The organism is Microcoleus sp. S28C3 (genome assembly GCF_036700785.1).
In the GTDB taxonomy this organism is placed as follows: Bacteria; Cyanobacteriota; Cyanobacteriia; order Cyanobacteriales; family Microcoleaceae; genus Microcoleus; species Microcoleus asticus.
On sequence record NZ_JAUBPO010000075.1, the window covers coordinates 25,433 to 40,284 of the forward strand.

10 protein-coding genes are annotated in these 14,852 nt (G+C 47.0%); 5 read left to right on the top strand and 5 right to left on the bottom strand.

What is annotated here, in order from left to right; translation table 11 throughout:
* Positions 1–141 precede the first annotated feature (141 nt).
* Positions 142–645, top strand: coding sequence for a DUF2243 domain-containing protein (locus tag QUA13_RS21315; RefSeq protein WP_333201667.1), 504 nt, complete (start codon positions 142–144; stop codon positions 643–645).
* A 212-nt stretch (positions 646–857) separates the two neighbouring features.
* Here the strand turns inward: QUA13_RS21315 and QUA13_RS21320 are convergent, their stop codons facing one another.
* The 4 genes from QUA13_RS21320 to QUA13_RS21335 form a co-directional block, all read right to left on the bottom strand.
* A complete protein-coding gene (locus QUA13_RS21320; protein WP_333201669.1) occupies positions 858–1,016 on the bottom strand; it encodes a DUF4351 domain-containing protein in 159 nt (52 codons plus the stop codon).
* A gap of 435 nt (positions 1,017–1,451) precedes the next feature.
* The gene (locus QUA13_RS21325) at positions 1,452–1,817 is read right to left on the bottom strand and encodes a hypothetical protein (RefSeq protein WP_333201671.1); all 366 of its coding nucleotides are present in this window, start codon (positions 1,815–1,817) and stop codon (positions 1,452–1,454) included.
* Positions 1,818–1,979: 162 nt separating this feature from the next.
* Positions 1,980–3,125 carry a clostripain-related cysteine peptidase gene (locus QUA13_RS21330; RefSeq protein WP_333201673.1) on the bottom strand — a complete coding sequence of 382 codons (1,146 nt, stop codon included), beginning with the start codon at positions 3,123–3,125 and terminating at the stop codon, positions 1,980–1,982.
* 140 nt (positions 3,126–3,265) lie between these two features.
* Positions 3,266–9,967, bottom strand: a complete 6,702-nt coding sequence (locus QUA13_RS21335) for a translocation/assembly module TamB domain-containing protein (RefSeq protein WP_333201675.1) — start codon at positions 9,965–9,967, stop codon at positions 3,266–3,268.
* 435 nt (positions 9,968–10,402) lie between these two features.
* Between QUA13_RS21335 and QUA13_RS21340 the strand changes: the two genes are divergently transcribed.
* The 4 genes from QUA13_RS21340 to QUA13_RS21355 all read left to right on the top strand — a co-directional run bounded on the left by QUA13_RS21340 (position 10,403) and on the right by QUA13_RS21355 (position 14,003).
* Complete coding sequence (locus QUA13_RS21340; protein ID WP_172192320.1) at positions 10,403–10,777, top strand: DUF3110 domain-containing protein; 375 nt, start codon at positions 10,403–10,405, stop codon at positions 10,775–10,777.
* A 217-nt stretch (positions 10,778–10,994) separates the two neighbouring features.
* Positions 10,995–11,909, top strand: a complete 915-nt coding sequence (gene murQ, locus QUA13_RS21345) for an N-acetylmuramic acid 6-phosphate etherase (protein WP_333201677.1) — start codon at positions 10,995–10,997, stop codon at positions 11,907–11,909.
* A gap of 194 nt (positions 11,910–12,103) precedes the next feature.
* Positions 12,104–13,297 carry an AAA family ATPase gene (locus QUA13_RS21350; RefSeq protein WP_333201679.1) on the top strand — a complete coding sequence of 398 codons (1,194 nt, stop codon included), beginning with the start codon at positions 12,104–12,106 and terminating at the stop codon, positions 13,295–13,297.
* Complete coding sequence (locus QUA13_RS21355) at positions 13,290–14,003, top strand: hypothetical protein (protein ID WP_333201682.1); 714 nt, start codon at positions 13,290–13,292, stop codon at positions 14,001–14,003. Before QUA13_RS21350 ends, QUA13_RS21355 begins: the two co-directional genes overlap by 8 nt.
* Before the next feature lie 197 nt (positions 14,004–14,200).
* On the opposite strand, the gene QUA13_RS21360 is transcribed toward QUA13_RS21355, so the two are convergent.
* Positions 14,201–14,731, bottom strand: a complete 531-nt coding sequence (locus QUA13_RS21360; RefSeq protein ID WP_333201684.1) for an adenylate kinase — start codon at positions 14,729–14,731, stop codon at positions 14,201–14,203.
* Positions 14,732–14,852: the final 121 nt, after the last annotated feature.

Consider the following 14,852-nt stretch of genomic DNA (forward strand, 5'->3'; position numbering starts at 1 on the left):
TTGGCATTAAGCATCAAGAGTATCCAGAAATCTCTCTCGCGGATGATGCGATCGCCCTTCCTCCCCAGCAAAACTACAAAATGTACTGGCAAATCCCTTCACAGACCCAGGCTCAGCATTTAAAGCATCGGAGGTTTTCCATTGGACGATCGCACAAACTCACCAGCCACCGCTGTTAACAACCGCCGACCTCTAATTATCGCAGGAATTCTCCTCGGTATCGGTCAATCCGGCTTTTTTGACGGCATTGTGCTGCACCAACTCCTCCAGTGGCACCATATGTTTAGCAGCGTTAAAACCGATGCTACCGTTGCCGGTTTAGAATTAAATACCCTCGGAGATGGATTGTTTCACGCTGCGGATTGGTTGGTAACAGTAGCAGGAATCTTCTGTTTGTGGAGTGCTGTGAAGCGCAAAGATGTTCTTTTGTCAACTCAAACTTTTTTCGGTTCAATATTAATTGGTGCTGGATTGTTTGACTTTGTTGAAGGCATTGTTGACCATCAAATTTTGGGAATCCACCACGTCAAACCCGGTATCAACGAGTTAGCTTGGGATTTAGGATTTCTCGCTCTCGGTCTTATTTTAGCGCTGTTAGGTTGGATGCTGGTACAGAGTGAAGTTCCCGCAGATACTAAAGTTTAAATGAATGCAGAGATTGGGAATTATACCAAATCCGCGTTAAAAATCCCTGACCTAAAGCATCCAGGATACAAGCCCCCAGATTCATCCGTGGACAAATAAAAAACCTGTATCCGATAAAGGAGCCCCCGAATTTATCCGTGGGGCCAATGCTTCAATCTAAAATCTAAAATCTAAAATCTAAAATCGATTGACTCTCTTTTTAACTCATCAGTTCATCCCGCCGCCGACTCCAACCAGGCGGTCAAATCCTCTTGACTCCTAAAATCCAACAAAGCCTCTCCCAAATCATCTAACTGTTCCCCAGATAACCCCTGGATGCTAGTTTGAACTTCCTGTGTAACATCACCCACCCACCGCACGATCGGACGCATAATTAATCCTATTTCCCCCTCAATTTTACCCCTTTGGATTCCTTGTTCTATTCCTTGGGGGCGGCGTTGAGTACCTGCATTTCAACAATCACGGTTTTTTGGCGATAATCTTGGCTTTGACATCCAGGTAAGTGTCTTTCAATCCTGTAACGCTTCCTGCTAAATAAGGGTAAATGATTTCTATTTCTTAGACGGTTGGTTCTCCGTTATACAGCATTGCATTTAGGAAGCTGATTAAATTTTCTGGATGTTCGGAAGCTCTGAATATTCTTTTGAATGCAAAGTCTGCTTTGGGGCTGATGAAACGCATATTAGAGAAGGAAGAGGGAAGAGAGAAGAAGGAAGAAGGAAGAAGGAAAATGCAATATTTTAGGGATTTTTAGGTTGGTAGTTGCGCTTTAGCACGCTTAGCGCAACTACGAAGTTTTTCAATTATCAGCCTGTGGCTTCAGTAGTAGTTGCAGGCGACATAACTAGCTTTCCAGTTATATCCATCGTCGCCAGCTTCAGCACTTCATTAAAAGCTAAACCCCGAATTTTGAGTTCCCACCGAATGCCTTTTGCTTTCATTCGTTTGGCTTTCCGCATATCGACATCAGCAGCTTTTTGATGCAAGAGCAAATATTTCATTGCTGCTGTAGCTTCTACTTTTGTGGGAAATGCAATATAGGTGATAAATCCGCCGTCCCAGTGATTGGCGTTGCGGACACTGCTGATAGTCGCCACTCTCGGACTAAAGCGGTTCCAGTAAAAGTCGCTGTAGCCGATCGACTGTGTTTTTACTTGGAGTTTGTTTGCCATTTGACTTAACTCCTATAACCTTGTGTGCGGGGTTTGCAGCACCAATTTGCTGCTGTTACTATTATAGCATTGGAAAGTGGGAAATGGGAGCGAATGCTGGCTGTTGTTTTACTTCTCTGACTGCTTTTGTGAAGTCGGGAAAGTAAAATATCTCCAAGATCTTTAGTTCTTTTTTGTCTCGAATACAACGGCATTAAAAAGATCTACAAGCTTTAAGTCTGAATAAACCGATAAATACAAATACTTTTCCAGTTTCTGCCGATTTCTAGGTAAAAATAAACCTAAGCCTGTTAAGTCTTTATACTTATGTCTAATTCTTGAGTCCAGTAATTCACCATTCTGTTGCACTCTCTGAAAGATAAAATTATTTAAAAATAACAATAAATCGTTACAAGCTGAAGGACTTGCACCTGATAATTGGGTAAGTTTTTGTAAAAAATTTGCGAAATCCACAAAGGTTTCTCCAGAGCTATGATAAACGACTACAGTATTGTTATTATAAAAATTGACTTCTGGCCCTAAAATTGAGGATATAAAAACTTTCACAGGCGCAATATTTGCTTGCAAAATCGAATCAATCACAACATTAACTTTTTCTGGCAAGTAGCGGAAATAATGATTGTTAGTTAATGTCAAACTATGGTACATATCAGGCTGTTCAAAATCCATAATCTTTTTAGCTAGCTGAGAACCATCAATGTCTGGATAATCGCTCAAATGACTTAACAATTGCTCATAATAGTAATTTGGCGCTCCAAGTAGCACTTGAGATGAAAGCGTATACTTAGCAGTATTTTGGAAGGTATGGTGTACTTCAATATTTCCTTTGTTACAATTTTGAAAAAATAATAATTCTAGATTTCCTTTTACAGAGCGGTTGAAATCAAATATAACTTGATTTATTTTTTGAAGATTCATCCATCTAATTTCTGAAATTGAAGGGGAGGTGGGATGTTCGTCGGGGCTTATTTCCATAAGCGTTCCACTATGACCTAAAAACACAATAGCCCAGCGTCTGGCTTGAAAGTGAGATTGTGCCCAAGTCAGATACTCACTCAAGACTTCTGCACTACTACTATCTGCTGTTTCTAAGTATTGGGTATCAACTTTACCTTGGCTAATGATGCTTCTAGAAACTTGTGCTGCTCCACTAAAGTCTGATTGTACTACGACCAAAACCTTATCATTTTTTACACCTTTACTAAGTATTTGAATAATTGGTTGTCCGAATCTTGAGAGATTATTGTCATAGGGCATCCAGTATAGTAATATCCAGTCATAATGATTTTCGACCGTACTTCCAAGCATATATCGATCTTCCGAGTAATATATTGTCTCTATTAAAGAACTAATACTTACTGTTATTAGTTTGATGGCTGTTCTTCTTTTCACATTCTCTGTTCATGATTGAGGATAGTTAGCTTTTTGTAGACGGTATTTTTGGCTAACTAAAACCTCAATTCATATTCAGCAGTAACGCGATTGTCTCCTTGAAAATTACTCGAACTCCTGAGTAAAATTTTATCGCTCAATCGATAGCGCACAGTAAATTCAGTTGGTTGATTTGCTGACAAAACTCGAATGATTGATGCTGAAATATTGCGCGTGATGTCAAACCCAACTTCTAAACCTAAACCGAGAGAACCCGCACCCGCACTGGAACTAGCTGTTTGTGCTTCGTTGCCTCTAATTCGAGTGGGAAATAAGCGAAATTCGCTCAATCCTGTGGCGTTGGTAACCGCAGATTGAAGGTTGCTCAATAAACCCGCACCGGCTAAATTTGCGATCGCCAGTGTACTGTCTCCCTGTCCCAAAGTCTGCACGAAACTGCCGCCCAATAGCGCTACAATCTCTGTTTCCGATCGACTCGGAGAACTCCTCAACTCCAGACTTTCCGCCAACTGAGAAGCCCTTCCCTGCACTAACGCTTGAATTCGGACACTCCGCACGCTGCCGAAACTTGTCGGTTCGTCTGCTATTTCAGAGGCTACAGATGTGCCGGGAGTGCGGAACCGCGTTACTTCCTGCACCGAAGTTGCTAATCTCACATCCAGCGTCGGATCGAGTCCTTGTCCTGGTACAAAGGTAGCAGTCTGCGGGTATCCTCGATCGAGTCTAAACTCTGTGGTAAACAAATTCACCGACCCGGAAGTCAACCGAATTGTACCCTCCGGGCGAAGGTCATCTAAAGTTCCATTCACCGTCAAGCCCCCAGTCGCCTGAAAACTTAATATCGGCGCACTTGTTACCCGAATTCCCCGACCCAAATTCAGCCGCAAATCGTTCAATCCAACTTCAAAGGAAGGGGAAGGAGAAGGGGAAGTCGGAGTCGCAGGAGAAGGAGAAACATCAGTCGCAGCGGAAGGAGAAACATCAGTCTCAGCGGAAGGAGAAGGTGTGGAATCAGAATCAGAATCGGAAGCAGAAGAGGAAGAAGCTAACTCAGTTGTGCCGCCGCCGGGACTCCGGAGAAATACTTCACCGTTGTACAGTTCAATATTACCGCTCAACTGCGGGCGCCTAGCCGTGCCCCTTGCCTGCACTTGACCAACAACGCCGCCGCTGTACAATCCTCTGAGGTTCACTGCCAACTTGTCTAAATTCACAGCCAAAGGATTAGCCGCATCGACATCGCCCTCAGCAAAAGGCACAGACAGCGGAATCACGCCAGCGGCGACAACTTCTCCCTGACTCAACTGTCCCCGAATTCCCTCTACCCGAATACGATCGCCCTCAAAGCGCATCGTCCCAGTCAGCCCTGTCAGCGGTTCTGGGAAGGCTCTCGCCCGGACAGTCGCATTTTCAAAATTCGCAATTCCTTGCGCTACAGGCTCTTGCAGCGTTCCTCCGACGCGAATTTGCACCTGTCCCTGACCGCTGACCCACGCAACTTGCGGAGTCAATACATTAATAATTGCCAAACCTTCATTTTGCAAATTCGCCCTCAAATCAATTTGATTGCTGTCAGCTTTCACGGCTGCAAAAGGCAACTCAAAAGGCAAACTTCCCTGCACTTCAATCGGTTCGGTTTGAGTTACCAAAGCGCTGCCGCCAAAATTCAGGCGGGCGTTGCTGTAACTGAAACTGCCGTCGGCTTGTTTAATCGGTTCTCCGTTTAGCGTACCCTCAAGCAAACTCAATTCTCCGGTGGCTTGCGGGTTTTCCAAACTGCCGGCCAAATTCGCCCGCAAATTCAAATTTCCCGTGACATCCACAAAAGGCAATTCCACCAGTTTTGCCAACTCTTCCACGGGTACATTTTCTACCCGCAACTGCCCGGATTGAGCTTTTTGCCCGAGTTGTCCCGAAAAGCCGATCGCACTTTTGCCCGATCGAATTTCCAAAGGCAAAACAGTTAAAATTCCCTCTTGAAAACTGCCTTCAATGCTGAACTTTTCAGCGACATATTGTCCCCACTGCCAGTTATCGCCTTTCACGTTAAATTGAGCTTGCACGCCCGTTTGCAAAGAACCGGCAACAGCAATTTCCGCGCCAAAAGTGCCTTGCAATTGAGATAAGGGAGGCAATTTTTCTGATGATTTCACAGCCTGCTGCTGCTGCAAAATTGTTTCAATTTCTGCCAAGCGGCGCAACTGTTCGATTAGCGGGGCATCCGGTTCTCCTACTGCTACAGTTTGCACGTCGCCACTGTCACCGTAAACGGGAGGTTTTAGGCCTCTAGCCAAGTCGCCTAAATTGAAATATTGCAAAGCGGCTAAAACCTGCTGCAAATTGCCTTGCTGGACGTTAACTTTACCGGCAAATTGCGGGTTTGCGCCTGTTTGAACATTGCCGGAAATTAAGTATTGACCGCTGCCTTGGCGGAATATGCCATTTGTGAGAGTGGCGCTGCCGTTAGCGTAGCTAAATTCGGCTTGGAAACTGTCACCTTTAATGTAGCCGATCGCCGGTTGGGCGATCGCAATTTGTCCGCTTGCTTGCAAAGTCGCCGGATTTAACGGCATCTTCCAACCGGGCACATTTACTTGTCCCGAAACCGTACCGGTAATCGGCCCCAAACCCGCCTCTTTACCGGGTGATAGATTCAAAGCAGCGAGGGGAAAATCGCTTAAATTAACTCGCAAAGTTTCTCCCTCGGTTTGGCCCCTAGCGACCGATTCCCCGCGTTGAATTAAGAAAGATGTCGGCAGAAAAGATTGATTTAAAGCTACTTCGATTTTGTCGCTGGCGCCGGCCAAACGCAAATCTACACTTTTCCCAGCATCCGCATTCACAGTCCCCGCCAGTACCGGGTCAAAAGCGATTTGATTTACTGCTAAATCCCGCACTTCCACGTCGCCAACTAAGCTGAGGGCGGCGAGGGTTCCGGTGAGGCGGCCGGTAAAATCGACATTGCCGCGCAGGGGTAGGTTTTGCTGTGAGGAATTTTTGTCCGCAATGGTAGACAAAAATTCTAGTTGTTCTGCCGGTAAGGCTTCCAGATTAAAGTTGGCGAGTCTGACATCCAAATCTAAGTTGGAAATTGAGGGCCCTCCTTTACCTTCTAATTCGACGTTAACAAAGCCGTTTGCTGTCAAACCGGGAGTTGTCGCGTTTTCAATTTCTACCCGTTTGCCGTCCCAATTAAATACTGCCTCAAAAGGTTGTTTCAAAAACGGCAATTCGGAGATGCGGAAACTGCCGCCGGCGCGAACTGTTTGTGGGGAAGCGGCAATCGGGCCAGATAAATTGATATTGCCGTTAAACAGTCCTTGAAGCTGGGGGAGATTTGGGGCATCAGATACTGCACCTTGCGCTTGCAAGCTTTGTCGCTGCGACTCAAAAGCCTGCTGGAAGCGACTTAGAGCAATTTGCTGGCCCTCGATTGACGCGCGCCAATTCCCCGATGCGGCGCTGCCTTTAGCATTGACAATTCCTCCGCCGTTGGCGAGTCTAATTTGTCCGTCGCCGTTGGCGGTGATGCCGTTGGCGGTTAGATTATCTACTGTTCCCAAAATGCGGACTTGACCCTCGAGGGTTCCGTTAATTTCTGGCGGTAAATCCGCTGTCAGCAAACCTGTTTGTTTGAGGGTTTGTTCTAAATTACTGACGGCAATTCCGTTCGTTTCCAGCAATGCTTGCAAGTTGCCGTTTTCCAATTTTGCCGTAGTATCGATCGCCCCGAGTCGATCGACCAAAATCCGCCCTTCTCCGGTACCACTAATTCCCTTGGCTGTCAAGTTATCCAAACTGCCCGCTGCTTGGAATTCGCCGTTAACTCTGCCGTCAAATCCTTTAGGCAAAGTCGCCGTCAGCGGAAACAGTTGGAGATTGCGAACAGTTTGTTCTAAGCGGCTGAGAATAACTCGATCGGCATCGGCGAAAGCTTGCCAGCGTCTGTCTTCTAATTTACCTCTAAAAGCGACAGCACCATCGGCAATATTGAGTTTGCCGCTGCTGTTGACAGAAATATCGGCGGCGGTTGAATTATCAAGATTGCCGCGGGCTTGAATTTGATTCGATATTTGTCCGTCTAACGATTTTAGATTTTCGATTTTGGATTTTAGATTGTTGATATTGGCGACTGTTTGGGGATTGTCAGCAGCGAAAGCTAAGCCAACATCTAACAGCGGCAATCCTAAATTTACTAAACGGCTGATGGAAGTGCGATCGGTTTCTGCTGTTCCCTGCCAGTTTCCGGCTACCAATTCTCCTTTTAAATTAACATTGCTGCCAGCAAGATTGAGTCTGCCGCTGCCGCTGGCATTGATGCTGCTAGCAGTCAAATTGTCAAGACTTCCCGATGCTGTAAATTGACTCGATAGCAGTCCGTCAATCGATTTTAGATTTTGGATTTTGGATTTTAGATTGTTGAGATTGGCCGATTGCTGATTTTCGGGATTGAATGCTGAAGCCACATCTAAAATCGGCAGTGTCAAATCTACTAAGCGGTCGATCGAAGTGCGATCTGTTTCTGCTGTTGCTTGCCAGTTTCCGGCTACCAGTTCTCCATTTAAATTGAGATTGCTGTCGGCAAAATTGAGCCTGCCGTTGGCATTAATATTGATTCCGCCAGCAGTCAAATTGTCAACATTTCCCGCGGCTTTAAATTCACCTGCTAGCTGTCCGCCGAGCGATTTTAGATTTTGGATTTTGGATTTTAGATTGTCTAGATTGGCGGTTGAAGTGTTAGAATTAGCACGTGCTAAAAACGGCAAGCCAATATCAATTAATTGATTGACAGCTACTTTTTCAGTGTTGCCAACAACTTGCCAGTTCCCCGATTCTAGTTCGCCATTAACATCAACAATACTGTCAGCAATATTCAGCGTTCCTTTGCCCGTCGCAGCGATCGCATTTAAACTCAAATTGTCCAAAGTTCCTGCTGCTTCGACGGTTCCGCTGACCAAACCTGCTACTTCAGGAGGCAAATTCAACCCCGGCACGAGTTGCTGCAAACTGTTGAGGGCCAAGCGATCGCCCTCGATCAAAGCTTGCCACTGACGGTCTTTTAGCGCAGCATCCACGTTAACAGAAGCGTCGCCAATTTTCACAACCGTATTTTGCAAATCCGCCGAATTGCCTCCGGCTCGAATTTCGCCCGCAGCGGGGAAAGTCCCTTGCGGTGCTTGCCATTGAACTCTAGCTTGAATGTTGTCTAACGGGCCGAAAACTTGAGCTTTGGCGGAGACAGTGCCAATTTTAACAGTAGCAGGAATCGGGAGAGCGTAAATTTGGGCGAGATTATCTGCGGGCAAGTTTTCAGCTTGCAAGTCAAACACCAAACCCGATCGCGAATTCTCACTTCCCAAAGCAATATCAACTTGACCTTTGCCGCCAATTTTACCCCCTGCCGCCGGCACTACCAAAAAATCGCTCAAAGTCAAAGCTAAAGAGGAAAATGGGGGAATAGAAGATTGAGAATTGGGAGTTGGGGTTTGAGCCATTCTCCCGCGTTCCAATTTGAAATTAGTGCTAATACTGTTTAATTGCAGTCGATCGACAGTAGCGGGTTTTGTCGAGGCGATCGCACCTGTCAGCACCGGCAAAGCAACGGTTCCAGTCAGCTTAACATCCGCCTTCACTTCCCCCGCCACAGCAACCGGCAATACTACTTTCTGGCCTAACTCTGTCTCCAGCGCACTGACAACACTTGCAAAAGCGACTGGTTGCACGTTAGTTGTCAGATTGAAGCTAGCTTGCTTCAAATTAAAATTAGTTCCAGTTGCAACTGTTCCTGCTATTTTCAGCGGAATTATACCGTAATTAGCCGCCAGACTATCGACAATCACATTAGTTCCCTGAAACCGCAACTGACCGCTGCTATTTTGTATAATTTGTTTCAGCGGAGCAATACTCGCTTGCACTCCTCCAAAACTAGCCGTTCCCACAATTCCCGATACTTTATTGTCTCGCAATTGCACCGTCAAATTACCATTAGCAAGACCTTTTTGTAAAATAATGCCGGCGGGAAGTTTCAGCAGTCGAGCGAGGTCGGACAAAGGCAAATTTTGACCTTGCAACTGCACGTTCGTTTGAGCAGCGGGTAACAGAGAATCTGCTTTAACTATAAAATTATCGCTGTTAGTAAACTGACCGTTTAGTTCGTAGAGAACGCGGTGGTTTTGGTCGCGAAATAAAACACTGCCATTTTTCAAATTTACAGAAATCGGAGCCGAAGTTTTCTGTCCGACTGCGGGACTGGGTACCAAAAGTGCGGCGACATTTTCAGCTCGAATTGCCTCAACTTCAGTTTTAAATAAACCCGGAGATTTCCGCTCCGCAGTTGGTGGAATATTAACCCAGCTACCTTTAGCATCCTGTTCGATATAAGCGCTGGGTTTAACTAAGGTAATATCTAATTTGAGAGTGCGGTTGAACAGCAGTTGCCAAACTGAAAATTGCACTTCCACTGCTTCTGTAGAAGCGTAATCTGGATCGGTTGGAGTTGCAGGTAAAGTCGATCGGCCAAACCGCAAACTTGTCGGAGAAAATCTCTCCAAACGTCCGATTTGCACAGGCCGCTTCAGCAACTGACTGACTTCAGTTTCCACCAAAGGAGCTAACTTCTCCCGCACCCACTGGTGTGCTAGCGCCGCCCCAACCAAGGCGATAATGCCCAATCCCGTTCCGCTAAGCAGCACCAGACGCCACCAGCGGCGGTGGGGGCGGGGTGCGAGTTGATTTTTTTTATCGTCCGAGTTAGTCATGGGTGTTTCTCAAAGCTTGTGAGAATTCAGGAATTGGGTGAGGAAATCAGCGGGTTTTAGACAGGTATAATTTCTGTGCTTCGCAAGCGTACCTTCTGTCTTTGGTAGACTCAGGACTGAGGCGGGAAGTGCCGGTGGCGCTTTAGCGAAGCCCGCCCCTACGGGGGCTACGCCAACGCAGAGGATCGAATTTCAAGATTCACGTCCCCCACTCGGGGGCAGAGTCCAAGAACCTTTACCAAACTTAATCAAAACACGCAACACAACCTAACACCAAGTATTCTAACTCCCCAAAATCCTCTCGCTCCCCGCGCGTGCAAGATCGGGAGTCTATCTAAAATCTAAAATCTAAAATCTAAAATTTAAAATCGACTGCTCGGTGACCCGATCGCTCCTAAGATAAAAAAACGGTGGTTAAGAAGGTCTTTAAAACTTATGCGAGTGTTCGTCTTACTCTTCAATGCCCGCACCGAGAATGAGGGAATTCATACCATTCAACTCGGCGATCGCAATAAAGTTCTGATGTTTGAGTCAGAAGACGACGCCACCCGCTTTGGCGTGATGTTGGAAGCTCAGGATTTCCCAGAGCCCACTGTCGAGGCGATCGACGATGAGGAAATTAAGGAGTTCTGCGATAGTGTTGATTATGATTGGGAACTGGTACCGGCGGGCGCGCTGGCAATTCCGCCAGAAGACAATGTAACACAGACTCAGTGGCAGGCGGAGCTTGAGCCAGAGCCGGAGCCGGATTCTGACGTTTCCCAAAACGAACTGGATTCTATTCGCCGCCGACTCGAAGGACTTTTGTAAAAGGAAGGTGCGGCAAAGGATTCTGTAGCGGATTTAACGGATGGATCTTGAGGGAAGAGAGAAGGAGGAAGAGGGAAGAAGGATAAATTTGATATCTTCGAGCTTTTTCAATCCTAGGCTCCATTTGTATATAGAGGCCTCAGGCTGAAGCTGGGACTCTGTATGTCTCCTGACTTCGCTTGAAGGCCGACAACTGACAAATAACAACTGACAAAAAATGAAGAATTTGGAAGAACGGGGGCATCTGCTGACGGAACAGGTGAATGCCAACAGCGAGAATTTAGACCAACTCAGTTCGATCGAATTAGTGGATTTGTTCAACCGGGAAGACGCCCAAACCTTAAGCGCGATCGCCAGTGCCCGCGAACAGTTAGCCCGAGCGATCGACATTGCAGCCGAGTCTCTGCGTCAAGGAGGTCGCCTGTTTTACGTCGGTGCGGGTACTTCCGGGCGTTTGGGCGTGCTGGATGCCGCCGAGTGTCCCCCCACCTTCTGCACGCCGCCAGAACTCGTACAGGGCATAATTGCCGGGGGTGCGGGGGCTTTGGTGCGGAGTTCGGAGGATTTGGAGGATCGGGCTGAGGATGGGGCTGAGGCGATCGGCCACCGTCAAATTACCAACTTAGATGTGGTTGTCGGGATTACGGCCGGAGGTACGACGCCGTTTGTCGCGGGCGCTTTGCAGGCGGCGCGCCAGCGGGGGGCGAAGACTGTGTTTATGGCCTGCGTACCCGTCGAACAAGTCAATTTTGAGGCTGATGTTGATATTCGGTTGTTGGTTGGCCCGGAGGTAGTGGCAGGCTCGACGCGCTTGAAAGCCGGTACAGTAACAAAAATGGCTTTGAATATCATTTCGACTGGGGTAATGGTGAAGCTGGGGAAGGTTTACGGCAATCGGATGGTTGATGTGGCGGTTACTAATAAGAAATTGCGCGATCGGGCTGTGCGGATGTTGCAGGATTTGACTGATTTGAACCGGGATGAGGCGGGTTTTTTGCTCGAAAAAAGCGGCAAGTCTGTTAAATTAGCTTTGATGATGCACTGGACTGGTTTGGAGAAGGAAGAGTGCGATCGAATTTTGGGCGAGTTTCAAGGAAATTTGCGATCGGCCGTAGCCTCAGTAGGATCTTAGATTTTAGATTTTAGGTGTGAGTCATCTAAATCCTGGTTATTAACCTCCTTTATGATGTAGCAAGTTTATTTCTCCCCCTCGGACCCTCTCTGTCATTTCTATCGCTATCTGCAGGACTTGAATATGCTCAGTCAATCTGAAAGCCTGATTAAAAACACCAAAAAAGCTATTAAAAATCTGTTATTGGGATTGGTATGACCAAAATCCGCAAGGTAGATATACGAGGCTTCAAATCCATATACTCAACAACGATCGAACTAGGTAGAGTCAATTGCTTCATCGGAGCCAATGGAGCAGGCAAAAGCAACCTGCTGGAAGCCCTTGGTGTCTTGGGGGCAGCAGCTAATGGGGTCGTGGATGATGAAAGCTTATTGCGTCGTGGCGTGCGGGCTGGATTGCCGCGCCTGTACAAAAGCTCCTTTGCCACCGAACCAACCCCCCCTCACATCACCATTGAGGTGGCAGGTGAAAGCAACGAAATCTATCGTGTTTCCTTGCTCAATCCCCTCGATTCCCCCGAACCCGCTTGGTCTTACAAAACCGAAGTCCTCAGTGACGGAGAAAGCGAGATCGTTTCGGCTGGTATTCGCAGCAAGAAAAACCTCAACAAGAAGGCTGGACTGGCTGCATTGAAACTGGTAGACCTACAACCAACCAATCCCGCTGCCCAGTTAATGCAGCGCCTCCAAGAGTTTGCGATTTATTGTCCCAACACGCCCACCCTACGCGGCATCGTACCCGATCAACAATCGCGTGTGCCCGTCGGTTTGAGTGGCGGACAACTCGCTGAGGGTTTTGCCACTTTACGCAAGCACTTAGACAATGGGGAAGAAGAGAGTACCGACATCCTAGAGCAGGTGCTAGAACTGATCGACTGGGTAGCAGATATCCAGACTACCAGCCACGGGACTACCCTATTGTCGCCCAAAGTGCCACGCACTATGCTACTCCTGAAATTTACCGATCGCTTCATGAACCAAACCCGTAACGAGCTAACCGCTTACGATGCCAGTGAAGGAGCACTTTATGTGATTTTTACCGCCCTGCTCTGTCTGCTACCCCAAGCTCCCCATCTGCTGGCGCTCGATAACCTAGACCAAGCTCTCAATCCCCGCTTACTGGTGCGACTCATCTCCCGCCTATCCGGTTGGCTCCACTTCAACGATCGCGATCGGCAACTGCTATTTACAGCGCACAACCCCGCCGCCCTAGATGGGCTAGACTTATCCGATCCTGAAATTCGCCTATTCGTCGTGGAACGCAATAGCAATGGACAAACCTGCGTGCGTCGCCTAGAAGTAACCGCCGAACTGACAAGCCTCAATCAACAATACCCCCTATCTCGTCTGTGGCTGATGGGACATCTGGGAGGCGTGCCCAATGTCTAATTTACGTATTGCCCTAGTAGCCGAGGGGCCGACGGACTATGAGGTAATTCAAGCAGCCCTCAAATCCTTGCTAGCCAAGCCCTTTACGATGGTACAACTGCAACCAGAAGCTACTCAAGGCATTATGGGGACAGGTTGGTGCGGTGTGCTCAAATGGTGCCAAGCGGCGCATCAGCGACATCATGGTTCAATAGATACCGATCCCACTCTGGTGGGCTTTGATTTAATCATCATCCATTTGGATGTTGATGTGGCGAGCAAGCAATATTGTGACTGCGGCGAAGCGGTAGCAGCCATCGCCCAAGATAGTAACTGGGGAAGTCTCCCCTGCATGCAGCCCTGCCCGCCAGTATCTGATACAGTAGACTTCCTAGGTGAAGTGATTAAAAGCTGGTTGGGACAGGTAACACCAGGCGATCGAACATTATTTTGTCTACCTGCCCAGTCTTCAGGTACTTGGTTAGCTGCTGCTGTTCTGGGTTCATCTCACCCATTGCTGGCTAACGGCGAGTGCGATCGATCGCTAGAGTCGAGACTAGAGCAACTCCCCAAGGCTCTACGCATCAAGAAAACAAAAAGGGAGTACAGTTTTCATGCTCCACATATTACGCAAAAATGGTTACAGGTCAAGCAAATCTGTACTCAGGCAGAACATTTTGAGCATCTTGTTTTAGCAACAATCAAGTCCATGGTGCAGAAAAGTTGATAACAATACTTGAGGTCTGTTGTGAGTTACTTCGCTACCGGAAGCCTGCTCAAATCAACCTCTGATATCAATTCCGGCAGTCAGGCCGGAACGATCTCAAATCCGCGCTGCGAAAGTCGGGCGTAAAGTCTCATCAAGCTCGCAACAAATAATTCGCGCAATTTTCATTTTTTTGACCCCGAGTCAACTGTCAACTGTCAACTGTCAACTGTCATTTGCGATATCGATTCCAAAAATTGTGCAATCTCTTCCGCGGATCTGATGTGATAAACACTTTTGGTATTTTGAGCGCGATCGACATACTCGCGATATCTGGGAGTCAAATACTTGTGACACAACCAAAGAGCGCGGTAACTATTAATTGAACTCTTCAATATCGGACTGTTTTCAGGCCAGCCTTCTGGGGGTATAAAGCTACCTGAAATCAGCCGTTTAGTCGCCCACCAAAAATGCACGTATAGCGGTAAATCGACAAAAACCAGACTATCCGCCTCATTGAGTCGCAGCCAGAGGGTTTCCATGCAACCAAACCCGTCAATAATCCATCGATCTGTCGCCAGAATTTTCTCATGGGTATGCTTGTATTCTTCATAGTTCACCTCAGCGCCCCCAGATTGATATTGAATCTTATCCAAGATGTAAAGTGGCAAACCAGTGATTTCCGATAATCTCTTGCTGAGAGTTGATTTACCGCCTCCAGCGTTACCAAACACGGCTACTTTTTTCATAATTTCCTTTTTAGTAATTTAGTTATTAGTCATTAGTCATTAGTTATAGCAATCCTAAATGATTTTCTATATCTAGAGCAATCCTAAATGATTTTCTGTGTGTAAGTATATTGACGTATTT